This is a genomic window from Nostoc sp. DSM 114167, from assembly GCF_052692655.1.
Window position 1 is genome coordinate 1,753,020 of record NZ_CP195116.1, and the last position, 25,988, is coordinate 1,779,007.

Below are 25,988 nucleotides of genomic sequence, written 5' to 3' on the forward strand. Positions count from 1 at the left end.
ACTGTTATGAACCTCGATCTCAGTAATCAAGCGCAGTTAGAGCAGGCTTTTCTGGCTGAAGCGGCAGAGTTGTTGCAAACCATCGAACAGAGTCTCATCGGTTTACTTGATGAAAAAACCACAGAAAAAGTTCACGCCTTGATGCGAAGCGCCCATACTCTCAAAGGGAGTGCTGCCAGTGTTGGACACGAAACGATTAAGACAATTGCCCATCATTTGGAAGATGTATTCCAGGCGTTATACCCTCAAGAACTGGAAATCGATCCAGAATTGGGTGCTTTGCTTCTAGATGCTTATGAATGCCTGCGAACTCCATTGAGTGCAACCTTGATGGGCTTATCCTACAATGAGGCAGAAATACTCGATAAAACTGCCTCAATCTTCGCTCAACTCCAACATAAACTAGGCGACTTTTTTGGTCGTGAAGCTCCGCTTCCTAGTTCGGAAGAACTTGGCTTTGATGTGGTAGAGTCAATCTTTTCCGGGAGTGTACCCCAGGATTTGCAACAGCTAGAAGCTGACATCCAAAGCCAAGATCCGCAACAAATTCAAACAACACTCAACTCTCAAGCAGAATTTTTTGCCGAACTAGCAGCATCTTATAGCTTATCTGGATTGGGAGAAATTGCCCAAGCGACCCTAAACGCGCTTAAAGCGCATCCAGACAAAGTACTGCAAATCGCTCAGGTGGCTTTAGAAAATTTTAAAGCGGCTCAAGCAACAGTACTCGCAGGCGATCGCATTCAAGGCGGAGAGATATTTCCACAATTGCGAGAATGGGCAGGAATAACTACTCCTATTTCAGAACCGCAAAACCAACCAGTTTCCATTGCTGCCCCACCCACACCAACGACTACAACTGAGAATCAGCCATCTCCTCTCCTCAGTGCCAGCGAAGCAGAATCAATTTGGTCGTTTTTCCCGAAGCGGACTGATAATTCCGTAGCGAAATCGCCGGAGGTACTGGAACCAATTTCTCAGGATTCAGTAGTAGCCCCCTCTGCCATAGATCGGATTTTACAGTCAATCTGGATAGGAGACCAAGAGACATCCAGCCGCTACTCAGAATCAGAACGGCCAGCTTCTCCACCACCAACGCCAAGCCTCCAGGCTCAGTCATCGGCATCACTTCCCAGTATCCGAGTTGCGATCGAACAACTCGATCGCCTCAGCCATACGATTGGGGAATTGCTCATCAACGAAAACCAACAAAACCTCCAATCTAATCACATTCACAAAGCTGCTCAAGAGACTCTACTACACTTTTTGCACTGTCAACAACAACTTAGTAAAGTTTCTACTTGGTCGGATCGACAACTGCTGCCCGAACGCGCCAAGCAGCGATACCCACGCTGCTCAATTGTCCCTGCTTCCCCAACTACCCAGGCACAATCTAATTTTGATGCCTTAGAAATGGATAGCTATAGCGAGTTGCACATTCTCCTGCAAAATCTCACAGAAGACATGGTGCAATTAGGAGAACGGATTGAGACTTTTAATACTTTAGTTCAGCAATCTCGCTTCAGTCTCGGCAAGCGCAAGCAATTGCTCTCAGGAGCGCAGGAAGATTTGCTGCAAGCCAGAATGGTGCCACTGGGAACAGTGTTGAATCGCTTTCCCCGCCTCTTGCAACAGATGGTAGCAACTTATCATAAGCCTGTTGAACTCAAGCTTGGCGGTACGAAAGTACTGGTGGATAAAGCCATTTCCGAGCAGCTGTACGATCCCTTGCTGCATATGATTCGCAATGCCTTCGATCACGGCATTGAATCAGTAGAAACCCGTAGACAGCAGGGCAAACCAGAAACCGGAACAATTACAATTCAAGCCTATCATCAAGGCAACCGCACTACTATTGAGGTACGGGATGATGGTCGAGGCTTTAACTGGGAATCCATTCGTCAGCGAGGTATAGAAAAACACCTATTAACACCGGAACAAGCCGCCTACGCCTCCGAAGACCAACTGGCAGAGTTATTATTTGAACCGGGCTTTTCTACCGCTAACCAGGTTGGTGAGTTATCTGGTCGCGGTATCGGCTTAGATGTCGTCCGCACGCAATTGCAAGCTTTACAAGGTTCGATTGTGGTGCGATCGCTTTCAGGTCAGGGAACCACCTTCACCCTGCAATTGCCCCTGAGCTTAACAACGGCACGCTTGCTCGTTTGTCAATCTCAAGGTATTACTTATGCCTTGCTGTCTGAAGGAATTAGCCAAGTTTTATTACCGCAGCCAGACCAGATTCAAGTCCAGCAATCTTTACACGGTCAAGGTATGCAAAAATTCTGGCAGTGGGGAGAAGGGCAAAATCAGCAACTAGTTCCCATCCGCCCGCTTGCCAATTTGCTGGATTACAAATATCCTTTATTCACCCAAGACCACAATTTAACCCTCAGTCCTTTTCCAGTCAAACAACGCAACACCGTCGAACCTCTGCTACTGTTGCAAACAGAGCAGCAATACCTGTGTTTGCAAGTCGATCAGATTTTAGTCGAGCAGGAATTAGTAATTAAATCCCTCGGCAGAGTCCTGACTTTACCTAGTTACATCCAAGGCTACAGCGTGTTGGGAAATGGTAGTCTCACCCTAACGATTGACCCGTTGGAGTTAGTTCGTCAAACCTGGGAGACAGACATAATGCCGACTTCCCAGGCATCAAGTCTGACAACTAAACTCTTGCCTGCGCCTGAGCCTGTTCTTACTCTAGAGGGGCAGCAATCCGAGCTAACGATCGCACAACCGCAACAACAGCCAATAGAACTTAATACAGCCGTTGCTCAACCCAACCGACTAACAGTGTTAGTGGTGGAAGATTCGGTTGTCCAAAGGCAAAGTTTGGTGCAGACGCTCCAGAAAGCCGATTATCAAGTGTTGCAAGCAGGCGATGGTCGAGAGGGAATCGCGCAAATGCTTCAACACGGTAATGTCAATCTAGTGATTTGTGACATTGAAATGCCACGGATGAATGGATTTGAGTTTTTAGAACACCATCGCCAAGACGAGCGTTTGTCCGGAATTCCTGTAGTGATGCTGACTACTCGTAGCGGCCAGAAACACCGCCAATTAGCTTTAGCTCTAGGGGCGAAAGCTTATCTGACCAAACCCTATTCCGAACAGAACTTCCTAGCCACCATCGGCGAACTGGTTAATGGGTAAAGGGGAAAGGAGAAAGGAATGGAAAGGAAAAAAATTGAAACTTTTGAGGATTTAAAAGTATGGCAAAAAGGTATTGACTTAGTTAAGCAAATATACTTAATAACTAAGAAAGGTGAACTGAGTAAAGACTTTGGTTTAAGAGATCAGTTAAGACGTGCATCCGTATCAATACCTACAAATATTGCAGAAGGATTTGAACGATATTCTCGCAAAGAATACTTAAACTTTCTAAATATTGCTAAAGGGTCTGCTGGTGAAGTTCGCAGTCTTTTAAGAGTAGCGTTAGAAGTGGGCTATCTAGACCAATCAACTTATACACAACTTTCTAATCAAGCTATAGAGTTGAGCCGTATGCTATCTAATCAAATTCAATCTATAAATCAGTCATTAAAATAATCAAACCTTTACCCCTTACCCTTTCCCCCTTCCCCTTCTTCATGAATATTTATGCTCAACACTCCCTTTCCGTTTAAGCGATTATCTGGCGCTGTGAGCGAAACCGACTCATTACGAGTCGTTGTTTTTGCGATCGCAGACTATTTATTTGCCCTGCCAGTTGGTGCGGTTCTCAAGGTGATTGCTTGTCCTCCTATTAGCAGTACGGTTGAAAGTGGTATCGGGATGGTCGATTTGGGAGCGCAAACAATCACGATTGTGGACTTGCGCCAAAAGTTAATTCCGCAATTACAAACCCAACAGGCGCATCAAGTTTCTGCGGTTGACACTTCAGGGCGCTTCCTACTCCTGACTCAAACGCGGACTGGGGAAATTTGTGGCATTTCTGTAGACAAGCCTCCTGCTTTAATCGATATTCCTTTGGAAGTTGTGCGTCCGGTGCCGTGGTCTTATCGGCAAGTGGCGGAGTTAAGCTGTGTGAGCCACATGGCTGTTTTGTCTGTAGCACCAAACGAGGAACCACTCAAAGTACTTCTTCTAGGCATGAGCCAGATATTGGCTGATAAGTTGGGGTTGCCCGGAACAACCCCAACCTTAACTCCTGGGCTGACATCAGGCGAACAACGGCAAAGATTTCTTTGTTTTTCCTTGGGCGATCGAGGAAGTGGATTGCTACCATTCCACTCATTACAGGACATTATTCATCTCGCTAGCCAAGAAATTTCCCCAGCCCCGGCCTTACCAAGTTGGATTTTAGGTTTCTATAATTGGCAAGGACAGATGTTGCGGGTGGTTGACTTAGAACATTTGCTTGGTTATGCGCCGCTTTTAAAGCGGCACTCACGACCAGAAAAGCCAATGGTTCTGGTTATCGAGCTGCAAAATCAGATAATCGGGTTTTTGGTAGCTCATGTCTACGATGTAGAGTGGCAGGATTTACAGCAAGCACAATCGGTACCAACCGACTTTTCTCCAAACAAACTGCAAAATTTTGTTCGAGGTATTCTGCCAGGCGATCGCTGGATTTTAGACACCAAAGCCATCGCCCAGACATTGCAATGGCAAACCCACTGATAAGAGGGAGGGGGCATAAAAGTACAAACCAAACTTCGTTCCGCTCCGCTAACACCCACAAGTGGCGTGATTTTTCCCCCTGCTCCCTTGCTCCCTGCTCCCCTGCTTTTTTATTTGACTTGATGCTGCCAAGGAGTTTTGTGTGACGATCGCAACTTTAGACCCTAATTTTGAAACCCAGCCTGACAATCAAATCCAGATAGAAGAAATTTTGGCTAATGTGGCTGTACTCAAAGCAGTCTTTCAATCTGCTAAGGGGCCAAAGGTCGCTCAATTGCAGCACAAGGTCAGTCAAATCGAAGCTTTTATCCAAGCTTTGACTCAGGATTCGCCCAGTAACAATGATGACTATGTGCAAAGGGCTTTTCAGTCCCAACGAGAACAACTGGCGGCAATTGCTCGGCAAATGCAGCAGGCAAAAGGCCAAACCGCACTTTTGGAAGCTACAGTCACCGCCTTGCGAGATGTTCTCAGTGCCGATCGCGTCCTGATTTATCGTTTTGAGGAAGATAATCGCACTCGAGCGATCGCTGAAGCTATACAACCGATTTGGACATCCTTGCTCAACCAATCCCTACCGATAAATTTGTTTGTTACTCAACCCGATGTTAGTGACCCAACTGAAGTATTAGAACTAACCCCGCGCCAACAGCAATTTTGGCAACGCTTTCAGGTGCAAGCGAGTCTGTGCTTACCCTTGATTGTCAAACAACAGCCTTGGGGTTTGTTAGTGATTCAGCATTGCCTTGCACCCCGAAAATGGCAAGAAGCAGAGCGCAGTTTGCTGCAACAAGTAGGAATGATGTTGACAATTAACTTGCACTCGGCTGAAATAGTACCACCTGCTCAACAACTGTCACCGCCTCCCGAAAAGGCTGAATCTTTCGATCGCTCACAGTTATTAGTACCATTGCAGCAGGTGAGCCAGGCCGTACAACAAGGAGTAAGAATCGCCGAGCAAGAGCGCGAGCATTTAATATCTATTCAAGATACTGTTGCTTTTACAAATAAACAGCTGCAATACCTTGGTGAATTTTGCCAGCAAGCTTCTGGCTTTGTCGGCCTTGTGGAAGGCTTAAGTAGCAAAATTCAAGTTTTGTCTTTGAATACAGCTATTGAAGCAACAAAAGCTAACGACCAGGAACTAAGTTTGTTAGCTGCTGCCGAACAGGTGGAAATTCTCGCCCGTCAAGCCCGCGAAAGCACTGTAAATATAGAGGAATGGTTCCAAGAACTCCAGGTAGCAACAAAAGACGTTGCTTCTGCTATCGATCCCTGCGATCGCCAAATCAGTGCGGGGCTAGAGTCAATCGCGCAAATCCAAGAGCAATTTAGAGCGATCGCCCAGATTGCTGCTTCTACCCTCAAATCAATAGACCTCTTGCAAAAGTAACTTTTGCAAGATGGGGAAAGGGAAAAGGTTAAAGGGAAAAGGGTTTTTCTGAGCCGCTTTCCCCTTTCCCCCTTCCCCTTTTCCCGACTTCTGCAAGAAGTCTATAGAATTGTCACAAACCAGGAGTTTCGATGAGTACCGATTTTGTCCCCCAACCGCAGAACGACGATCGCTTTCTAGAAGAAGCGATCGATTTGTTACTGTTCTTGGAGCAGGAGTTGCCTAACTATACAAAAGACAGTAACCCCGGTACAGCTTTGGCTCTCATGGAAGCTGCTGGCTCTCTACATTCGATTGCTATCGCAGCCGAGTTAGATACGATTGCTATAGTTGCGGCTGCCCTAGAAGAGATTTTTCAGCTTTTGTATCAGTATCGAGCAACTATTGACGGCACAATTGCCTCTCTGTTGTCGGAAGGATTAGATTGCTTACAAATGCTATTGATGGCATTTTTAACAGCCTCGAAAATTGAGGAAGTAGAAATTCTGGAGCGGATGTCTGCCATTGTTGCTCGTCTGCAAGCAGAGTTTAGGGATTCCCAGGATACACACCTTGATACATCGTTAGAGCGATCGCAGGAACATCAATCAGTTATCCAGTTTGGCGATTCCTTGGCCGAGGTGGAATCTTCTGCATCTCTACCAGAGCAAGTTATGGTTAAAGACAAGGAACTAATAAGCCAAATTACACAATCCGTTAGTGGCGTTTGTGACTTAGATACTGAGCAGCTTCCCGTTAAGGTAAGGGAACTAGCAAACTTGGAGGAGTATGGGGAAGAAGATTTTCAGGCTTGGTTGGGAGATTTTTTCCTGCCTGCTGAAATATCTGAAGCATCCTTAGTTAAATCTTCGAGCGATCGCCATCCACTCTCTTTGCAAGAATTCATTCCCACCATTATTGCAACCAGTATTCCAGCCGCTACACCCATCAATATTCAACATCTCGAACAACTAAACGCGCTGATTGCAACATTACTAACTAACTACGATCGGCAAGCTTGTCACGAAGAACAACAGCAACATACCATCGGGCAGTTGCTACGACAACTGAAGCGATTACAACGCCTGTTGGACAATTTACAGGAATGGTCAGGACGTTTAGCAGCAATTTCAGATACTCTTTCTCCTCTAGCTGCTTCTCGCTCTCAGCAATTGTACAGTACTCTGCAATCTGTTTTAGCCCAAGCGTCTCAGGTGACATCAACTGTTCATTCCCTGAATAACGATCGCCATCAACTCAAACAAGAACTCATACAGCAGGAAAATTTACTTAATCGTTCTGCCGATTTAGTCAAAAAAGTTACAAACATTTCTTTAAAAGTAGCCTTAGAACCGTTGCATCGGCTTTGGTCACAGTTACAAGCTCTACAAGATAAGTCTGCTAGATTACATTTACAAATTAGCGATATCCAAGTCGATCGCGCATTTAGCGATCGCCTCCGTGTCCTCCTGTTGCATATAAGTTGCTATTTACTAGAGCAAAGTATAGAATCTTCCCAAACACGCCAACAGCTAGGTAAAAATAGCAACGGAATTATTGAAATTCAAATTTACCAGCAGGGAAATCAATTAATTATTGATGGCTGTGATGATGGCGCAGGACTTAACTTATCTCAAATTTATCAACAGGCTTTAGCCCAAGGATTCGCCCTGACAAAACCAGGGGATATTTTACAAGTGACTGAGTTGGTACTTGAACCAGAGGTTTCATCTGTTTTGTGCGATCGGGCTGCCTTAGAGTTAGGAGCAGAATTAACCGAAGTTTGCAAGCAATTAACAGCTATTCAAGGAAGAATAGTATTGAAGTCTAAAGCTGGACATGGTACAGCCTTCTCGCTGCAAATTCCCCTAGAGCAAAAAATTGCTCAACTGATTGTCTGTCAAGCTAACTCCAGAGTATATGCATTTATTGCCGATTCCGTAGAGCAAATTTGTCTATCCCAGTCCGAACAAATTATCCAAACTCAAGCGGGACGTATGTTATTATTGCAGTCTTCTGGCACCAGTGGCTTCCTTGGTTATGCTGACGAGCATCTGACAACAGAAATGCTCGTCCCTATCTACTTATTGACTGATGTGCTGACTTGTCTTAACCACCTTCCCACTTCAGTTACTACCTACAGCACAGATACACTAAATGCTTTCAAGCAGGATAAGCCTTTATTAGTATTTCGTTACTTAGACAAACGATGTGCTGTAGAAGTAGATTGCATCATCGGCAAGCAATCCTCTGCAATCCATCCTCTGGGGGAAGCAATCCCAGTTGCTGCTTATATCCAAGGAACTAGCATTCTTGCCAATGGGCAACTTAGCCTGGTTTTAGATGGTCAGCTTCTCACAAAATCTCTAGAGTGAATCAATACCTGCCGAAAAAACTAAGTTACGACGATACTATCCTCAAATACTTTTGCAGTCTGGAAGACCCTAGAATTGAGGTAAGTCCTATAAGAAATCTCAAATATTAAACTGATATCTATCCACGAGGTAGAAGAAACTACTTACAAAAATCCGTATTGTAGAATTGCTGTCTTAAAATCAGGAAAAAACGCTCGTGGTTCCCATTAGAGATAATAATCCGACAAAAATCACGCCTTATGTAACTTATGGGCTGATTGCTGCCAATGTCCTCGCTTTTCTTTATGAAGCAAATCTTCCTCCACAAGCATTAAATGGATTTTTACATCTTGCGGCTGTAGTTCCACGAGAACTGACTTTAAGTTTTGCGGGTATCTCTGTACATCAACCAGTTCCAGAGTGGGCGACTTTGATTACTTCCCAATTTTTGCACGGTGGTTTCTTGCACTTAGCTGGGAATATGTTGTTTCTCTGGATTTTTGGCAACAACGTTGAAGATAAGTTAGGTCATGCCAAATATTTACTGTTTTATTTATCTTGCGGTGTTTTGGCATCCTTGACCCAGTGGTTCTTCGCTCAAGATTCTAGCATTCCTTCTTTGGGTGCAAGTGGTGCGATCGCAGGTGTTATGGGTGCATATATTCTTCGCTTTCCCAACGCCGAAGTCCTTGGCGTTGTACCTTTAGGGTTTTTCTTCCCAACTTTCCGTGTCCCCGCATATTTCTTTTTAGGATTCTGGTTTCTCGAACAAGCCTTCTACGGATTTACCAGCCTGGAAGCACGTACCAACATCGGTATGGAAAGCGGTGGTATTGCCTACTGGGCCCATGCAGGCGGGTTTATCTTTGGGGCAATTCTTGGCCCACTGTTGGGTTTATTTAGCGATAAATCTCAGGAAGAATCTTGGTACAAGTAATTTTTAATATAGGACTCGTATTTGATTGCGTGAAAAAAACTTAGTACACATTCATTAATTCTTCCCTATTCCCTCCCTACGCAAATAATTTCTCCGAATCAAAGCGGATTCCTATAGTATCGTTTTTAGCCTCAATTATGCTGATTGATTGAATAGGTGAAATTGTTTAACCTTCGCAACTGCTAGCCTGACAAGCTATATTGCAGTTAGTCAATAATTTAGGAAAAACATCTGTGTTTCCCCTCTACGATGAAAATCCGACGCGAATTACCCCGTATTTCACCTATGGGTTAATTGGCATGAATGTTTTAGTTTTTATTCACGAGGTGAGCCTGTCACATGCACAATTGAGTCAGTTTTTAAGTGAGTATGCAGTAGTACCTCAAGAGTTAACTACTAATTTGAATGGAGAGTGGATAACGTTATTTACGTCGCAATTTTTACATGGTGGTTGGTGGCACTTAATCTCAAATATGGTGTTTCTCTGGGTTTTTGGCAACAATATTGAAGATCGATTGGGTCATGCCAAATATCTGATTTTTTATTTGGCGTGTGGTGCTTTAGCTGCCTTGTGCCAATGGTTTATTGGGATGAATTCTGAGATTCCTTCTTTGGGGGCAAGTGGTGCAATTTCTGGGATTTTAGGTGCGTACATTATCCGCTTTCCCCACGCTCAAGTCATGACTTTAATATTTTTGGGGTTTTTCATCACCACAATCAGAGTTCCAGCACTAGTAATAATTGGACTTTTCATCGTGCAAAATGTAATTTCCGGTCTTGCTACCCTGCAAACAGCCGCTAACATGAGCGTGGAAACTGGTGGAGTCGCATATTGGGCGCACATCGGTGGTTTTGTCTTTGGGGTAATTCTTGCTCCCTTATTTGGCTTGTTTCGGCGCGACTGAATACAGCATTTTCTGAAACTCGTAGCACAAAAATTGCTACCTCTCAATTCTCTGTCCTAATCTTCTCAACGAAACGCTTCTCTTTCTGAGACGCTAAAGCGAATGCCAATGCCATACTCTGCGTTAAAATTTATACATTTGAAAACTATTAGTTTTTGTTGGCACTCGCTGAAACTTCTTCTGACTGTTCTACTTGAGATGTAAATGTTGATGATTTTGCAACTTCTTCAGGTACAGAAACGATGATATCAGCACCATTAATAATTGCTCCCAATAACCCCAGTTCAGATTCAACCAATTGATCGATAGCTTCACCTAGCATATTCTCTTGCGTATAGTTTGGTCGCGCCACCAATACGATCCCATCGCTGTAGGGTTGAATTAACAATGGGTCATTGGATGTGCTGAGTGGGCTAGTATCTAAAATAACTAAATCAAATCGTTCGCGGACATCTTCGATCAGCCGCCGCATTTCGCTGGATTCAAGAATAGCAGCGGATTGCCGTACTGGGCCAGGGCTGGGAAGAATGTATAAATTTTCAACATCAGGAACTAAACGAATACATTCACTCAAATTAGCGTAATAACGCAGGGGTTCAATAGTAGCTTCAGGGTCAGGGATTACTTTCAAGGATGTACAACGAGAAGGCGATCGCAAATCTGTTTCAATAATTAGAGTTCTTTTACCAGCACGGGCGGAAGCAACACCCAAATTATAAGCACTTGCCGTTTTCCCCTCTAGGCTACTGGTGCTAGTAATCAATACTACCTTTAAGTTTTTACCACCAATCCGGCGCATATTACTACGGAATTTCTCATAAAATTCTAAATAAGGAGAATCTTGGGAAAATACTACCGGTACTGCATCTGGCTCCAAATCATCAACTGGCATTAAAGGCAATTCTCCCAACAGTGCCACTTCTCGTTGCTTGAGGCTCTCGCGAATATCCTCTCTGGTTTTGAAAGTCCCTTCCAGCGCTCCTAACAAAAATATCACCCCGCCACCAATCAATACACCTAAGAAACCACCCACAGCAAGGGTAATAGGCACACTCTTCGGAGGTTTAGGATCGACAGTAACTGCCGGGCGTCTGGCAATACTAAGGCTGCTAGTAGTTTCTGCCTCTGCGGTTTTGGCATCGGTTAGCTTCGCCTGCATTTGGTCATAGATGCCTTTTTTGAGTCCAACCTCCTGTTCTAAACGCGATCGCTCTAATTGCTTATTAGGTATCAGAGCATACTCTCGCCGGAGTCGCGCTTCTAGTTGGATTTCTTGAGCTAGTTGTTGTTGCAGTGTCTCCCGTTGGGTTTGTAAAGACACCATTTGGTTTGCCAATTGCTGGCGTGTTGGATCTAAACTGCTTTGAGTCCGAATACCTGCAACGCTACCCTGAAGCGGAGCCGCAGTTCCACCACCACCTAAAACCTCAGCAGCACGTTGTTGTAGTAATTCCTCAGCAGCTTGTTTCTGACGCATTAACTGCACCATCGTTGGATGTTCCGGCCGCAAATCTTTTCTGAGTACAGCGATTTGCGATTCACTTTGATAAATTTGCGCTCGTAAGTTACCAATAATTGGATCGGCACTCAAAGCAGAAGAAACATAAGCTTGTCCGACTGTTAAGCCTAACTTATTTTGTAAACTGCGAGCTTGACCATCAACCCCAGAAATAGTTAATTGAAGTTGTCGTTGTAGATTTTGGCTGGCAGTAATGGCGCTTAACAAGCTGCCATTCTCTGCTGCTAATATTGCAGTTCGCTCGACGCGATCGTATTGTTCCAGCTTCTTTTCAGCAATTTGCAATTCCCGTTTAGCTTGTGGTGTGCGATCGTTAATCTTTTGAATAATTGCTTGTAAGCGCCCAGTATTGATGTCACTACTCAACTTAATCATTGCTTGCATCAATTCCGTCACTACCTGTATGGCTCGTTTGGCGTCACTATCTACATATTTAAGTTCAAAGGTAGAAGACTCTAATTCTCCACTCTTAGCATTTTTTTTAGGTAGAGCAAGAGCAAGACTTGCACCGAGTTGTTTCGGTTTGACACCAACTTTCTCCGCCACACCTGCAATTATCTGGTTTGATAGTAAAACTTCCTCATTTAGTTCCTTCCCTTGCTGTTGGATTTCATTACCAGTTGCAGAGAAAGAAACTGGTGGTCCACTATAAGTAAGTGCCCCAGATGCTATATAGCTAGTAGGTGGCTCTGGTTGCATAGCTACCACAGTCGATCCGGCGACAACTAAACCAAAACTAGCTAGTCCAATCCACTTATATTTATCAAAAGCAATCAGATAGCGTTTAACAATTGGTGGGGTCATGGTCGCTTCGCTCCAATTCAAAATTTAAATATTCAAAATTCAAAATTTAGGAAGCACCAAACTAAAGATAGTGGCTTTGATACAAGTATGCTATCAACTTCCTACTGTATATATCGGTTGATATCTTTAATATTTTTCCATTAATAAATTCAAATATCAGTTAGACATGTGGCTTCCTACACGCCAAACTATTTCTAGGTTGTATCCTTTTTTTATGTTACTATCTCGATCCACCTCCGATGTTGTCAAAAAACCGGAGAAAGGATTGAACATTGAAGAAAGGTTGGGTAATGGTGGTCAAGAAATTAGTAATTCTACCAATGAGGTTCCGACCAACAACAATAACATCGTTATCTTGAAGTGCTACATTTTGCGACGCATCACCGCCGAGAGCTTTTTTAGCATCAAGTTTTTGAGTAACAGCTTTGCCTCGTTCTGAATCAAAGCGAACCAGAGCAATATCTCTCAAATTAGCAGTGTCTAGATTTACACCTCCCAAAGCATCTACAAATGTACTGCCGTTGGGCAGTGCTTGAATGGAAAGACCACCCGCAGCGTAGTTTAAAACTCGGACTCTAATCTGTGGTGTGGCTAAGGATGAACGTGCTACTAAATTGCGGTCATAACCATCCTCATTACCAACTTCACGACGGGGCACGAGTATCGCATCTCCGTCTTGTAAGCGTAAATTCGGGATTGAACCGCCATTTTGCAGTGCTGCGTATAAGTCAATCGTTTGTGAAATCACAGAACCATCGATTAGCTTTCGGCGTACTTGCACCTGTCGCAGGTCTGCATTCAACGTTGAACCACCAGATACTAGCAAAGCATCAGCAACACGGGGTGTTGGTGAATTAATTGGATAAATTCCTGGTCGAAATATTTCCCCGCTAATGGTAACTTGAACTGGTCGCGTTCCTGCTAAGGATACTACCACGATTGGATCTGGGAAAAAGCGACTCAAGCCCAGGCGAATTTTTTCTTGAGCTTCTTCCAAAGTTAAACCTTTTAATGACACCGTTCCCACTTGTGGCACGATGATGTTGCCTTCTGCACTAATTACAGCTTGAAAACTAAGGTCTGGACGCTGCGTTACTAAGGCTAAAACTATGATTGGATCGACGACATAACGATTTAAACCCAAGCGAATTTTTTCTTGAGCTTCTTCCAAAGTTAAACCTTGTAAAGAAACTGTTCCCAATAACGGCACCGCAATATTACCTTCTGGGTTAATTAAAGCTTGAAAGCTTAAATCTGGAAAGCGCTGAACCGAAACGCTAATTCCATCCCCTATGCCTAAACGGTATGGGCCAGGAGGACGCTGAAGCACAACACCAATTGCATCTCCTGGTCCCAAGAGGTAGCGACTGAGTTGCGGAGAAATTTCTTCATTCGTACCTTGAGGTATAACTTCAGTACTTGGCAAAGGCGAAGGGAATAGGCTTGGTGATTGTCCTTGAGATGGAAAAGGTTGGGCAACAACAAGTTGGATAGGTGTTGTTAAGAAAACTCCTACTTGAAGACTGACAAAACACAAGGCGCTGAATCCACGCATATAATAACTGGGATCTATGAACATCGGTGCAGAAAATATTTATATTAGAAATTAGTAGCGCCGAGGGGTTATTTTACTCTAAAAATGCCTTCAATGTCTCTTTTATCTACAAGTATTTACCAAGAGAAAGAGAATAACTTTGCTAAATTTAATTTCTAATTTCATGTTATTAACATCATTTTAGGTGAATTTCAACCTGAACATAATTTATAGAGATACTTTTGAAGAATCTCTGCACAAGTGCATCTATAACAAACTCTACAAAGGGCCTGCCATTAATGCAGCTTGTACCGTTTCCCCAATAGACTGGGCTAAAGGCCAAGATGTTTCTACCTGCCCCAAAGGTTCCATTGGAATCAGAATGCTCACGCCAACCCAAGGAGTACGTTGCTTGCGCCACTGTGCCAGTTGATCTGCCAAGAACCAGTGAAAAGGTGATGGATTTCCACCGTCTGGCATCGCATACCATTGCAAAACAGCGAAGGTTTGCTGTGGTGTGGAGGCGCGAAAGAACCTAGCTTCTACTTTAGTTTCGACATTAGAAGCCAATTTTCCAGATGGTTTCACAGTAAATTTGGCAGAACGAGATTGAGCTACATCCCACTTTCCCCAGCGTGACCTTCCCCAGCCATTAACATCTGTCCACTCTACCTCTGGTTGATCCATAGGCCCATTTTGCGGCAACAAAAGCAGGATTGCTTGGGATTCGGAACCTTCTTTTTTAATTACTTGCAAAGACCAATTATGTTCGCCAATTTGCTGTTCTGCTTGTTCAATGGTTTGCCAACCAGGAAGGGTTAACCCAGTCTTGCGAATCTGTTTTAATTCGTGGAGGGTAGGAACAGGGGGCGGTTGTTTCCATTGCCAGTGTCCTGTCAGATATCCGGGAACCCCCGCCATTGCTAGCAGCAGTAGCAATAACAAAAGTGCTGCTACCTGAGTCAATTGGTTTTCCTTGAAAAATTTAGAGAAGGAAATCATCAGTAAAATTTGCAATACTTAGGCAAAATCTTACTTTATAAAATCACATTGTGAGTTCAGTAATATTTAGGACTTACGTATAAGCGATCAAAAATTAAGGGAGTGGAAAGTGGAGAAGAGGGGAGAAGTTGCAGTAAATTTTTCCCCTCTTCCTCTCTGCCTCTTGTGCCCAATGCCTAATGGTGCTAACTTTCTGCTTCTTGCTCAGTTTCTAGAGATGCTGAAAAATAGTTATTAATCCAATTCAGTAAGGGCACTAGTGACACCAGCATACAAGCAGAGTAGAGATCGCCACCCCAACCCTCATGCAGCCATTTAAAAGCGGCTTCTTGACCCGTGCCGTGAAAGAAAGTCAGTAAAGTATTACGAATGATATTGGCAGTAATACTAACGATCGCAGCAAGAGATAAAAACGATATAGTTGTCCGCCGTGAAGACAAAGCATCTGTCCAATAAAGCAGCATTAAGCCCACGTAGAGAGTCGTAAACAACATTTTCAGCCCTGCACAATAGGGAGCAACTTCTACAATCCGTCCTCCCACGTAAAGATTGATCTCATCTACGGTTACTTCCATCCCAAATTGATTCAGTATGAAGCCTGCTGTGCCAGCGATGAAGCTTTGCAGAGGCATGGTATAGGGAGCAATGAGATAGGGTAATGCTGTTGGGGTGGCTAAAAATACTAGTAGTAGAGGAAATCCTTGTAATTGCAAACCTGCTATTCCCTTAAACCACAAGCATAATCCGATTAATATAACGGGCAAGGAAAGGTTAACCCACTCTGTAACACCGCTAAGATAAAAAGCTGCCCCTAATAACAATAAAACAGCGCCCAAAGGATTGATAGTATCTGGCAAACGTCTCCACTTTTTCCGGTTCATCCAGCCCAGATAAGCCGCAAATGGTAGACCAATAATCCCGTGGCTGAAATATTCGTGTTCTGTACTGATATTTTTGTGCAGCCAACCATCCAACCAGTGTAGCAATATTGGAGCATAAAGCAGCAGCAAAACGCCTAAAATAGCTAGATTTAACAAGCCTGATGCGTTTATATTTTTAACCTGTTGCTGGAGTGCCATGATTTTAGGTATTAGTCATTGGTCATTGGTCATTGGTCATTGGTCATTGGTCATTGGTCATTGGTCATTGGTCATTGGTCATTTGCAAAGGATAAATGACAAAGGACAAATGACAAATTAAGTATGAATTAACTTCAGGCTACCACGCTGCCCAGGTCAGCAGTAGATAGATTATCTACCTGATAACTTGTTGAGACTGCATTGGCGATCGCTGCTACAACTTCTTTAACTTGGCTACTACTTAAACCAGGATACATCGGCAATGATAATATTTGCTTTGACAACTTCTCTGCTTGGGGAAAATCTCCTGGTTGATAGCCTAAGTTAGTAAATGCTGGCTGGAGATGACAAGGAATTGGGTAGTGAATACCAGTTTGAATTCCCGCCGCAGTGAGTTTTTCCTGGAGTTGGTGGCGTTCTATTGGGCAAGAATCATCTACTTTAATCACATAAAGATGATAAACGTGTCCTGTATCGCTTTGATTTTCTATGGGGATAATTCCAGCAGTTGCTAAGGGTGCTAGTTCAATATCATACTGTTTGGCAATAGTCAAGCGCTCGCGATTCCACTGCGGCAAATATGGAAGTTTTTTGTGCAAAATTGCTGCTTGCAAAGTATCCAAGCGGCTATTCGTACCTGGTTCAGTATGAAAATACTTTTGCGATGCACCATAATTGCGCAAGCGCACCATCTTCTGGGCTACATCTGAATCTCGTGTCAGCAGGATTCCTCCATCCCCAAATGCTCCCAAATTTTTGCTGGGATAGAAACTAAAAGCTGCTGCTATTCCTACTGAACCAGCGTAATATCCGTCTCTTTGGGCGAGATGTGCTTGGGCGGCATCTTCAAAAATTAGGAGTTTGTAGGTATCGGCAAAGTTCACTAGATCGCGTGGTGATACCATCTGACCATAGAGATGCACGGGGATGATTGCTTTAGTCTGAGGCGTAATTGCCTTTGCGGCTTCTCTTAAATCAATTAAAGCAGTTTGGCGATCGCAATCTACCAAAATTGGCTTGGCGCCAGCACGTAGCACCCCAATTAAGGTGGCGACAAAAGTATTTGCGGGTAAAATTACTTCATCGCCAGCACCAATATTACACGCTTGTAATCCCAAAGCGATCGCATCTGTTCCTGATGCTACACCAACTCCATAAGCCGTACCAGATACTGCTGCAAATGCTGCTTCAAAATCTGAGAGTGCTTGCCCTAAAATAAAATCTCCCCGTTCCAATACAGATTGGATTGCATCTTGCAATTGCGTTTGAATTGGTTCATGTTGTAAACTTAGGTCTACAAAAGGAACTCTAATAGTCATTTTATTCATTACCAGTCGTCCTCAAAAAATGTTTCCTCACATGGAAAAAATAGAAAACCTTGTACAATTTTCGACATGAAATTGTCATAGATTTAATCTATTAGATAAAGGCTTAGAGCAATTATTTAGTCGTCGATTATGGTTTTCAAAATCACGCCCTCTTAATTTGAGTGCCCAAAGTCGCCATCAGACTTCTCTAAAGCCGGCACTCCAACTTCTCTCAAAATTCAAAAAGTTCATAAACTGGGCTTTTCAATAATTTGGTAGTTTGCTAATCCGTAGAGATATGGTTGGCCTATTTAGGTCATCTTGCACTAGGATTATCATCTCTGGGTGCTAGTTGTTATCAGTAAAATGTCTATATTTAATTACACTAACATCTATTTTATTAAGTAAATCTACTTTGAATGTTCAAGTCAAAATTTTCCCTTATATACATAAAGAATGATAGCCCCTTTGTATTGTATCCTTAGCATTAGCTTACCCTGGCTGAATTCAAATCTAACGCAGTCTGATTGCAAAATCCCAAGCAATAAAGACTACATCAGTGCTAAATAAAGAACATTCAGCACCAGTAACTAGTAACTAGCAGACACCACATCTTGGCTTAGTGCAAGGGAGAAAAAATTTTTGCCCTAAATTTGTTTGTCAGAGGCAAAATTAGGGAATGCTTAAAAATAGCAATTGATAACCTAGAAATAGGACTTGGATCAATTACACGATAGAGAAATTATTAAGGTAGCAGTGGCAATGATAGAGCCTGAAAACAAATTATTTGCCCTAAAGGATGGTTGGGATTCTCATGAATCAAGAGAACAGCAACGCCTCAAAGCTTTGTCCGATTTAGGTTTGCGGCAACCAGAAACGATTCCGGTTTTTGAAGAAGCCACACAGACTGCTGCCCGCTTTTTGGAAGCGCCAATTTCCATATTGGGATTTGTGGATCAAGAACGCCACTGGTTCAAGTCGGCGGTGGGCTTATCTAGGCTGGGATTAATGAATCATTTAGCACAAAGCCGCCAACTACCACGCCGGGAATCATTTTGTACTCAAGTAGTAGAGACTTTCCAATACATTAAAATAAATGATATGCATAAACTTACCGACCCAATACTTGTTAGCAGTAAGTTGGTGCAAGATTATGGTATTCGTGCTTACTTAGGAGCGCCACTGATTGATGCTGAGGGACATTGTTTAGGTGCATTGGCGGTGATGGATTTAGTCCCGCGCAATTTTACACCCCAAGACATTGAGTTTTTACAAATCATCGCTCGTTGGAGCATGAGTGAATTTGAACGTAATAGACTCCTGCAAGGCAAACTCGAATCAACCCCTGCCAAGAACGTTCCGATATTTTCACTGAATGAGGAACGTAACACTGAGATTAAAATCACTGCATCCACTCAAGATAACGACTCTGTTTCTACTAAGCAACTGAAGCTAGAACTTTTGAGTCAGCTAACTCAGGAATTACGCACGCCCTTAACATCTGTACTCGGTATGGCTAGTGTTTTAGGACGTGAGATTTATGGGCCTTTGACGACTAAGCAGAGAGAATATTTAGAAATTATCCAACACAGTGGTCGGTACTTACTTTCCCTAGTAAACGAAATTACCGAACTAGGAGCGATGGATGAAAACTCAACTGTACTAAATCTAGCTCCCGTGGATATTGAAATGCTATGCCAACAAGCTATCAATACCCTAGAAGAAGTAGCTAATCGCCGCGAGCAAGATATTCGCCTGTCTATAGAACCGGGACGCAATCGCATTTGGCCTTTAGATAAAGACAAGGTGCGGCAAATGCTTTATCATCTGGTTTTCAGTGTGATTCAACTTTCGGCTACAGGTAGCATTGTTCGCATTCATGTTTCTTATAAAGAAGATACGCTCAACATTACTATTTGGGTTTCTCATCCCTGGTTAGGGGATGGCATAACAGAGGTCGATCCTTACTTCCGTCTCAATTCTTTGTCGCTGCTGGAGCTTACAGGTGAGGTCGCAACTTACAATACTCATACAGAAAGACAAGAACAACTAGATACTTCATCAGTAGCAGTGGAAAATTCCAAAAACTTGAGTGATTCTCACTCAAATTTCTTGGCTACTAGTTCAGGTATAAATTTAGCTAAATCACATGGAAGTCTTTCTCGTGAAAGCTTAGGTCTATTACTAAGCTGTCAACTGGCAGAATTACATGGTGGACATATTTTGATTCAAGGTTCACCAGAATCAGGATATCGTTATGTGCTTTCTTTGCCACTGCAACTAGCGACTTCCTCGCAAGCAATTAGCGATGTCTAATTGTGGGGATTGGGGAAGGTGGGGTCCCAAGAAGGGGATAAGGGGTAATGGAGATTGGGAAAGACGTATTTTCTATCTAGATTTGATTAATTCTCTGTGTGCTTCTGCGCTTATCTATGCCTTTAAATTTCAACCCTCAATTAGCCACTATTTTACATCAAGCTGTACTAAGTATATGAAGTAACTATTCTTAACTTCCTATTGGCTGATGGCTAGGAATAAGAGCGCCATCACGCGATGGGCAATTTCTGTTATTACCTTTTTATAGCTATAGGCATTATGATCGATTCCAAGTTCTGCGTCGGCAGGCTAATCGATCGCAATGTTTTTTATGAATTTAGTCTGGCAACGATTTACTCTATCAACTTTACCGCTCAAAGAATATCTTGCTACCAGTTATGTACACCGCTCTCTGGTGGGATTGCTAAGTTCTTGGCGGCAAACTAGCGTCTTGCTTCAATGGGGAGATGCGATCGCAGCGGCTTTACTCAGCTTAATATATGCTCTGGCACCTTTTGCTTCGAGTACATTGGTAGGCTTTTTGCTGGTGGCTTGTGTCGGATTTTGGCTGTTGTTGACTATATCTGATGAAGTAACACCAGCAAATGTCTCGTCAGTCACTCCCATTCACTTACTGGTATTGCTCTATTGGGGAGTTGCCGCAGTCGCAACAGCATTATCACCAGTGAAAAAGGCGGCACTTAACGACTTGGGAACCTTGACCTTGTATTTGCTACTATTTGTCCTTTGTGCCAGGGTATTAAGGTCGCCTCGCCTCCGTTCTTGGATTATCATCCTTTATCTGCACGTATCGTTAATTGTTAGTGTATACGGGTTGCGGCAATGGTTTTTTGGAGCCACAGCATTGGCGACTTGGGTCGATCCAGAATCTCCTATGTCTAAGACTACAAGAGTCTACAGTTATTTAGGCAATCCCAACTTATTGGCTGGATACCTCTTACCAGCAGTAATTTTTAGCTTAGTGGCAATTTTTGCATGGCAAAGCTGGCCTAAAAAAGCTCTTGCATTAACGATGCTAATTGTCAATAGTTCCTGCCTGATTCTGACTTTTAGTCGTGGCGGTTGGATTGGACTAGTGGTGGCAGTTTTAGCTGTGATGACATTGCTAGTTTATTGGAAAAGTGTGGAAATGCCTCGTTTTTGGCGTACTTGGTCAATACCGATTATTTTAGGAGGTTTGATCGGCGTATTGGTGCTAGCAGTGATATTTGTAGAGCCAGTGCGACTGCGAGTGTTTAGTATTTTTGCCGACCGTAAGGATAGCAGTAATAATTTTCGCCGAAATGTGTGGGATGCTGTTTTTGAAATGATTCGCGATCGCCCGATTTTCGGTATTGGGCCTGGTCACAACTCTTTTAATAAAGTTTATCCCCTTTACCAACGCCCTCGTTACACTGCTTTGAGCGCCTATTCGATATTGTTTGAAGTGACTGTAGAAACTGGCTTTGTTGGTTTAGCCTGCTTTCTCTGGCTACTAATTGTCACATTTAATACCGCATTTTTACAAGTGCAACGATTGCGACAAATCAGAAGTGTAGAAGGATTTTGGTTAATCGGAGCGATCGCTACTTTGTTGGGTATGCTAGCTCACGGCACCGTAGATACTGTCTGGTATCGTCCTGAAGTCAATACCCTCTGGTGGCTGATCGTTGCCTTAATTGCCAGCTACTGGACACCTTTAGCTCAAAACCAGACAAATACAACTAACTCAGATCCAGCAACAAACTAATATAAATAAGTCGTCAGTTGTTTTCTTACCGAACAACTGACAACTTTTGAATTTTGCATAAATAAATTTTGAATTGTCTAGTCTCTGTAGGTAGTGGCACTTGGAGCATTAGGGTCGCGATAAGCTACAGATTCGCGATCGTTCTTTTTACCAGCCAACCCGCCTAGACCGAATAAACCAAGCAATCCTAACCAACCCCAATCAAAATCGTTGCGGTTGTTAGTAGTCGTTGTTGGAGCAGTAGTGGTTCCAGTGTCATTAGTTGTTTGAGCTTGTGCAGATAGAGTTAAAGGTAAAACTCCCATACTCAAGGTGAGAATGCCAGCGCTAACAGCGGTAATGAAATTACTTTTCATAAGTTGTAAAAGTTCCTGATGCTATCCGAAGTCACTCACCACTGTATCGATTCTCAACTTTAACAAAATCAATCTGTGGCTATAAACTAAACATTTTCATAACTCACGCTGTAGACATACGACATAGCTTTTACAGCAATACGTTTCTCACTCTTTGTGGTAGTTTAGCAACACTGAATCCTCAATAACTTTTCATTGCCCGTTGAATGTCACGTTGGTCTTGGCGTCGTTTCAGGTCTTCTCGTTTATCGTGGAGCTTTTTACCTTTGCCAAGAGCTATACTGACTTTTAACCAGCCTCGTTTGAGATACATTTTCAAGGGGATTAAAGTTAAACCTTGCTGTTCAACTTTGCCAATTAGCTTACGGAGTTCTTGACGATGCAATAGAAGTTTACGTGTACGCCGTGGTTCATGATTAAAATATTGTCCACTAGCGTTGTAAGGCGAGATATGCACATTGATCAACCATGCTTCGCCATTGCGAAGCAAAGCATAGCCATCTTGGAGATTGACTTTACCCGCACGAATCGACTTCACCTCTGTTCCTGTCAACTCAATTCCAGCTTCGTAAGTTTCTAGAATTTCATACAAATAACGGGCTTGACGGTTGTCGCAAATAACTTTGTAACCTTCGTTCTTGTCGCTCATTGATAATTTTGTGTGCTTTAAATGTACCTAAAAAATTATTTGGATTGGCTTGTGAATTATACGGTGTATCTTAGAACCGCTATAAATGGTGAACTGTATATCACTAATTTAGCTTTTCTAAGTTCACAATTAAGGTTTTCTGACAATTTTAAGTTAGCTGATACCGATTACCTCTAAGATTTCATAAAACAAGTTGCTTGAGCAACTTGTCTCACCAAGCCAGATTTTGTGCAGTTTCACAAATAGGACTTACACATCAAGTAAAGGCAATACCTTGTGGTAAGCCGCTTCTCTAGGAAAAACTCCGTACAGAAAATCAAGATTTTCACTTTCTTTTTGCATAAGTCCTGACAAAGAATTGGTATGACACTAATGATGATGAGTTGTTACAAATTACAAAGCTCTCTATGCCTCCTTAGCACAGGGAGTCTAAGGTGGTTACACTTGGTTAACCTTCCTAATGATTTAAGATTTTCTTTATAAATAAACCCTGAGAGCAGTCATTAGCTGATAATCCTGTCATAGTATGAAACATAAGAACACTATTATTGTCTGTGTTCATTAACGGAGTACATAAAAGCAAATTTCTGAGTAAAAAAATGCTAGGGGTGTATTATCCATGCCCTTGACGATCCTTGTAGTGGATGATGATTTGGGCACTCGTCTGTCTGTTAGCGACTATCTTGAACTGTCTGGCTACTCAGTGATCGTGGCTAATGACGGTCAAGAGGCTTTGTTTATGGTGGATGAGTATCATCCTGATTTGATTGTCACGGATATTGTTATGCCACGGATGAATGGCTATGAACTGGTGCGCCGGGTGCGTCAACAACCAGTGTTTCGTTTATTGCCTGTAATTTTATTAACGGCACGCATTAAGACCCAAGAAAGAATTCTAGGCTACCAGTCAGGGTGCGATTTATATTTACCCAAGCCTTTTGAACTGGAAGAGTTAGCAGCAGCAATCCGCAATCTTTTGGAGCGATCGCAAATTATCCAATCAGAATATCGTTTTTCTCATAAAGATAGTTTGGGCATTTCCGGTTTGACAAAAGCGGGAGATGCCCATAATTCTCTGTCCACTCAAATTCAGAAATCCCATCTGCACTCATCCCTAACTCACAGAGAACAGGAAGTCTTAGAGTTATTGACTCATGGGCTTTCTAATGCCGAAATGGGTCATCAGCTACACCTGAGTCCTCGAACTGTGGAAAAGTACGTTAGCAGTTTATTAAGAAAAACCTCAACCAGCAACCGCGCGGAATTAGTGCGTTATGCGATGAAGCATGGTTTAGTAGAATAAAAGTTAGGAGAAGAGACGCGATTAATCGCGTCTGTACAGGAGCAAGGAATAAAACTCCTAACTCATAACTCTTCCCTTTTAACTTTTGTCAGCAGACCTTCACAAGCATCGATCAGTAAATCAATAACCTGATTAAATCCCTCTTGACCACCATAATAGGGATCTGGAACTTCCTTTAGAGTGTGTCGAGAGCAAAACTCGCACATCAAACGCACTTTATGCTGATATTGCTTAGTTCGATCGAGAGTGAGGATGTTCTCATAATTTTCTCGATCCATAGCCAAAATCAAATCAAAGTCTTGAAAGTCTGACTTTTCAAACTGGCGTGCTCGACCACGCAGTTTAATTCCCAACTTAGTAGCAGCCGCCGCACTCATGCGTCTGTCAGGTGGACTACCAACGTGATAGCTAGATGTACCAGCAGAGTCACAGAGGATATGTTCGCTCAAGCCAGCCTGCTCAATTAGATGATTCATGATATTTTCTGCCGATGGCGATCGGCAGATGTTACCTAAGCAGACAAACAGCAACTTGTAAGGCATAGATATAATTTGTCAATAGTCAATAGTCATTTGTCCTTTGTCCAATGACTAATGACTAATGACCAATGATTAAAATCCAGGTAACTCCAACCCACTGGTTAATTCTTCCATGCGTTCTCGCATTGTTGCTGTGGACTTGTTGTAGGCTTCTTTCATTGCTACTGTTACAAGATCGGAAAGTACTTCTGCACCTTCTGCTAAAGCATCTGGAGAAATTTCTACCCGCTTGGGTTCTTGGTTCCCACTGACAATCACCCTTACAAGACCACCGCCAGATTCTCCTTGAATCTCCATTTGCTCCAATTCTTCTTGGAGTCGCTTTGCGCCTTCTTGAACTTGCTGCGCTTTCTTAAAAGCTTCGGCTAATTCTTTCATTTTTCCTAAGCCAAAGCCGAATCCCTGTCCTTTTCCTGTCATAATTATTTGTACGCGTATGCGTTGAATAACAAATCAAATTCAATTATAGATGCGGTAAGTAATTTGACTCTTTTTTTACCAATAATTAATGCGTCATTGAGTGGGGAGTATGGAATAGGGAGTAGGGAGTAGGACATTGGTTATTAATTCTTCTCCCTCATCTTCCAATTCCCCATTCCCCATTCCCCATTCCCCATTTTTTATCCACAAGCACCTTGAAACTCTCCGAGCATTTTAACTTCTGGCTCTAAATTAATAGACCAACGTTCTTGTACTTGATGTTGGATGTGACGAATGAGACAAAAGATATCACTAGCTTTTGCTCCACCACGATTAACGATAAAATTAGCATGTAGTAGTGCTACTTGTGCGCCACCAATTTGGTAGCCTTTGAGACCAGTTTGTTCAATTAACCAGCCAGCACTGTAAGGTTTGGGATTGCGAAACACACTGCCACAACTGGGGAAGTTGTATGGTTGAGTGCTTAACCTATGCTTTTTGTGTTCTTTGGTAATTGCCACAACTTTTGCTGGGTCTGCACCTGGCGCGAGTTGTAAGGTGGCTTGGGTGACTATGCGATCGCCACCTTGCAATAATGAAGTTCGGTAGCCATAACCTAATTGTTCCGGGGTAAGGGTTTCCAGCGTACCATCGGGTGAAAGTACCTCGGCACTAACTAACATATCTGCGATACAGCTATTATGTGCCCCTGCATTCATTACCACTGCACCTCCGGCTGTTCCAGGGATACCAACAGCCCACTCCAATCCTTGCCACCCTAACTCTGCTGCGGCCCATGCCAAACTAGGAATTGATTCTCCGGCAGCAACGGTTAATTGACCGGTTTGAGGGTCAAAGTTGCTGAAGCGGAGATGACGAGTAGCAATGACTAAGCCTGATATACCACCATCACTCACCAGCAAGTTAGAACCTGCTCCCAGTGTTGTCACCTTTAGATCGCGTTCTTTAGCGTATTTAAGACTTGCTTGCAGTGCTTCTAAGTTTCGGGGGGCAACGTATAAATCAGCGGCTCCTCCAACTCTATAGGAAGTAAACGCTGACAAAGAAGCCTGGGACTTGATCGCACAATCAGTATTGGGTAAGTAGATTACTTCACTCTCCACCGAATTTGTTATTTGGGGTTTCTTTGTATTCAAAGCAGAAACTGTGCAGACGTTTCCAGCTGCCTGGGAAATGGTCATCTTTACTTTATTTT

Annotated in this window: 20 protein-coding genes; 10 read left to right on the forward strand and 10 right to left on the reverse strand. The window is 43.1% G+C overall.

Going from position 1 to position 25,988, the window contains the following annotated elements:
* Positions 1-6: 6 nt before the first annotated feature.
* The 7 genes from NSTC731_RS07385 (at position 7) to NSTC731_RS07415 (ending at position 10,194) form a co-directional block, all read left to right on the forward strand.
* Positions 7-3,156 (forward strand): hybrid sensor histidine kinase/response regulator, encoded by a 3,150-nt coding sequence (locus NSTC731_RS07385; protein WP_445630249.1) that lies wholly within the window; start codon positions 7-9, stop codon positions 3,154-3,156.
* Between the two features lie 18 nt (positions 3,157-3,174).
* Positions 3,175-3,552 (forward strand): four helix bundle protein, encoded by a 378-nt coding sequence (locus tag NSTC731_RS07390; RefSeq protein ID WP_445630250.1) that lies wholly within the window; start codon positions 3,175-3,177, stop codon positions 3,550-3,552.
* A 51-nt stretch (positions 3,553-3,603) separates the two neighbouring features.
* On the forward strand, positions 3,604-4,626 hold the full coding sequence (locus tag NSTC731_RS07395) for a chemotaxis protein CheW (RefSeq protein WP_445630251.1): 1,023 nt from the start codon (positions 3,604-3,606) through the stop codon (positions 4,624-4,626).
* Between the two features lie 142 nt (positions 4,627-4,768).
* A complete protein-coding gene (locus tag NSTC731_RS07400; protein WP_445630252.1) occupies positions 4,769-6,019 on the forward strand; it encodes a GAF domain-containing protein in 1,251 nt (416 codons plus the stop codon).
* Between the two features lie 131 nt (positions 6,020-6,150).
* On the forward strand, positions 6,151-8,373 hold the full coding sequence (locus NSTC731_RS07405; RefSeq protein WP_445630253.1) for a hypothetical protein: 2,223 nt from the start codon (positions 6,151-6,153) through the stop codon (positions 8,371-8,373).
* A 196-nt stretch (positions 8,374-8,569) separates the two neighbouring features.
* Positions 8,570-9,289, forward strand: a complete 720-nt coding sequence (locus tag NSTC731_RS07410; RefSeq protein WP_445630254.1) for a rhomboid family intramembrane serine protease — start codon at positions 8,570-8,572, stop codon at positions 9,287-9,289.
* Between the two features lie 233 nt (positions 9,290-9,522).
* A complete protein-coding gene (locus tag NSTC731_RS07415; protein WP_322707346.1) occupies positions 9,523-10,194 on the forward strand; it encodes a rhomboid family intramembrane serine protease in 672 nt (223 codons plus the stop codon).
* 148 nt (positions 10,195-10,342) lie between these two features.
* Here the strand turns inward: NSTC731_RS07415 and NSTC731_RS07420 are convergent, their stop codons facing one another.
* The 5 genes from NSTC731_RS07420 to NSTC731_RS07440 all read right to left on the reverse strand — a co-directional run bounded on the left by NSTC731_RS07420 (position 10,343) and on the right by NSTC731_RS07440 (position 17,460).
* Positions 10,343-12,517: a GumC family protein gene (locus NSTC731_RS07420; protein WP_445630255.1), complete on the reverse strand. Its 2,175-nt coding sequence runs from the start codon at positions 12,515-12,517 to the stop codon at positions 10,343-10,345.
* 220 nt (positions 12,518-12,737) lie between these two features.
* The gene (locus NSTC731_RS07425; protein ID WP_445630256.1) at positions 12,738-14,096 is read right to left on the reverse strand and encodes a polysaccharide biosynthesis/export family protein; all 1,359 of its coding nucleotides are present in this window, start codon (positions 14,094-14,096) and stop codon (positions 12,738-12,740) included.
* Positions 14,097-14,330: 234 nt separating this feature from the next.
* Positions 14,331-15,053, reverse strand: coding sequence for a cyanoexosortase B system-associated protein (locus NSTC731_RS07430; RefSeq protein WP_445630257.1), 723 nt, complete (start codon positions 15,051-15,053; stop codon positions 14,331-14,333).
* Between the two features lie 185 nt (positions 15,054-15,238).
* Complete coding sequence (gene crtB / locus NSTC731_RS07435; protein WP_445630258.1) at positions 15,239-16,132, reverse strand: cyanoexosortase B; 894 nt, start codon at positions 16,130-16,132, stop codon at positions 15,239-15,241.
* 134 nt (positions 16,133-16,266) lie between these two features.
* Complete coding sequence (locus tag NSTC731_RS07440; RefSeq protein WP_445630259.1) at positions 16,267-17,460, reverse strand: DegT/DnrJ/EryC1/StrS family aminotransferase; 1,194 nt, start codon at positions 17,458-17,460, stop codon at positions 16,267-16,269.
* Positions 17,461-18,201: 741 nt separating this feature from the next.
* Here NSTC731_RS07440 and NSTC731_RS07445 point away from each other — a divergent pair.
* Entirely contained in the window at positions 18,202-19,755 is a 1,554-nt protein-coding gene (locus NSTC731_RS07445) for a GAF domain-containing sensor histidine kinase (RefSeq protein WP_445632039.1), read from the forward strand.
* Positions 19,756-20,086: 331 nt separating this feature from the next.
* Positions 20,087-21,505 (forward strand): IctB family putative bicarbonate transporter, encoded by a 1,419-nt coding sequence (locus tag NSTC731_RS07450; protein ID WP_445630260.1) that lies wholly within the window; start codon positions 20,087-20,089, stop codon positions 21,503-21,505.
* Positions 21,506-21,582: 77 nt separating this feature from the next.
* Here the strand turns inward: NSTC731_RS07450 and NSTC731_RS07455 are convergent, their stop codons facing one another.
* A complete protein-coding gene (locus tag NSTC731_RS07455; RefSeq protein ID WP_445630261.1) occupies positions 21,583-21,861 on the reverse strand; it encodes a WGxxGxxG family protein in 279 nt (92 codons plus the stop codon).
* A gap of 181 nt (positions 21,862-22,042) precedes the next feature.
* Complete coding sequence (gene smpB / locus NSTC731_RS07460) at positions 22,043-22,510, reverse strand: SsrA-binding protein SmpB (protein ID WP_094349892.1); 468 nt, start codon at positions 22,508-22,510, stop codon at positions 22,043-22,045.
* 619 nt (positions 22,511-23,129) lie between these two features.
* Here smpB and NSTC731_RS07465 point away from each other — a divergent pair.
* The gene (locus tag NSTC731_RS07465; RefSeq protein WP_445630262.1) at positions 23,130-23,813 is read left to right on the forward strand and encodes a response regulator transcription factor; all 684 of its coding nucleotides are present in this window, start codon (positions 23,130-23,132) and stop codon (positions 23,811-23,813) included.
* Positions 23,814-23,875: 62 nt separating this feature from the next.
* On the opposite strand, the gene NSTC731_RS07470 is transcribed toward NSTC731_RS07465, so the two are convergent.
* From NSTC731_RS07470 to murB, 3 genes are all read right to left on the reverse strand, one after another.
* Complete coding sequence (locus NSTC731_RS07470) at positions 23,876-24,355, reverse strand: low molecular weight protein-tyrosine-phosphatase (protein ID WP_445630263.1); 480 nt, start codon at positions 24,353-24,355, stop codon at positions 23,876-23,878.
* Positions 24,356-24,424: 69 nt separating this feature from the next.
* Complete coding sequence (locus tag NSTC731_RS07475; RefSeq protein ID WP_322673862.1) at positions 24,425-24,772, reverse strand: YbaB/EbfC family nucleoid-associated protein; 348 nt, start codon at positions 24,770-24,772, stop codon at positions 24,425-24,427.
* A 200-nt stretch (positions 24,773-24,972) separates the two neighbouring features.
* Positions 24,973-25,974, reverse strand: coding sequence for a UDP-N-acetylmuramate dehydrogenase (gene murB / locus NSTC731_RS07480; RefSeq protein ID WP_445630264.1), 1,002 nt, complete (start codon positions 25,972-25,974; stop codon positions 24,973-24,975).
* Between the last annotated feature and the right edge of the window lie 14 nt (positions 25,975-25,988).

Coding starts and splice junctions, on each gene's coding strand:
- NSTC731_RS07475 (WP_322673862.1), bottom strand. CDS start 24,772: ATGACAGGAAAAGGACAGGGATTCGGCTTTGGCTTAGGAAAAATGAAA.
- NSTC731_RS07405 (WP_445630253.1), top strand. CDS start 6,151: ATGAGTACCGATTTTGTCCCCCAACCGCAGAACGACGATCGCTTTCTA.
- murB (WP_445630264.1), bottom strand. CDS start 25,974: ATGACCATTTCCCAGGCAGCTGGAAACGTCTGCACAGTTTCTGCTTTG.
- NSTC731_RS07470 (WP_445630263.1), bottom strand. CDS start 24,355: ATGCCTTACAAGTTGCTGTTTGTCTGCTTAGGTAACATCTGCCGATCG.
- smpB (WP_094349892.1), bottom strand. CDS start 22,510: ATGAGCGACAAGAACGAAGGTTACAAAGTTATTTGCGACAACCGTCAA.
- NSTC731_RS07445 (WP_445632039.1), top strand. CDS start 18,202: ATGATAGAGCCTGAAAACAAATTATTTGCCCTAAAGGATGGTTGGGAT.
- NSTC731_RS07395 (WP_445630251.1), top strand. CDS start 3,604: ATGCTCAACACTCCCTTTCCGTTTAAGCGATTATCTGGCGCTGTGAGC.
- NSTC731_RS07385 (WP_445630249.1), top strand. CDS start 7: ATGAACCTCGATCTCAGTAATCAAGCGCAGTTAGAGCAGGCTTTTCTG.
- NSTC731_RS07425 (WP_445630256.1), bottom strand. CDS start 14,096: ATGTTCATAGATCCCAGTTATTATATGCGTGGATTCAGCGCCTTGTGT.
- NSTC731_RS07390 (WP_445630250.1), top strand. CDS start 3,175: ATGGAAAGGAAAAAAATTGAAACTTTTGAGGATTTAAAAGTATGGCAA.
- NSTC731_RS07420 (WP_445630255.1), bottom strand. CDS start 12,517: ATGACCCCACCAATTGTTAAACGCTATCTGATTGCTTTTGATAAATAT.
- crtB (WP_445630258.1), bottom strand. CDS start 16,132: ATGGCACTCCAGCAACAGGTTAAAAATATAAACGCATCAGGCTTGTTA.
- NSTC731_RS07440 (WP_445630259.1), bottom strand. CDS start 17,460: ATGAATAAAATGACTATTAGAGTTCCTTTTGTAGACCTAAGTTTACAA.
- NSTC731_RS07450 (WP_445630260.1), top strand. CDS start 20,087: ATGAATTTAGTCTGGCAACGATTTACTCTATCAACTTTACCGCTCAAA.
- NSTC731_RS07455 (WP_445630261.1), bottom strand. CDS start 21,861: ATGAAAAGTAATTTCATTACCGCTGTTAGCGCTGGCATTCTCACCTTG.
- NSTC731_RS07430 (WP_445630257.1), bottom strand. CDS start 15,053: ATGATTTCCTTCTCTAAATTTTTCAAGGAAAACCAATTGACTCAGGTA.
- NSTC731_RS07465 (WP_445630262.1), top strand. CDS start 23,130: ATGCCCTTGACGATCCTTGTAGTGGATGATGATTTGGGCACTCGTCTG.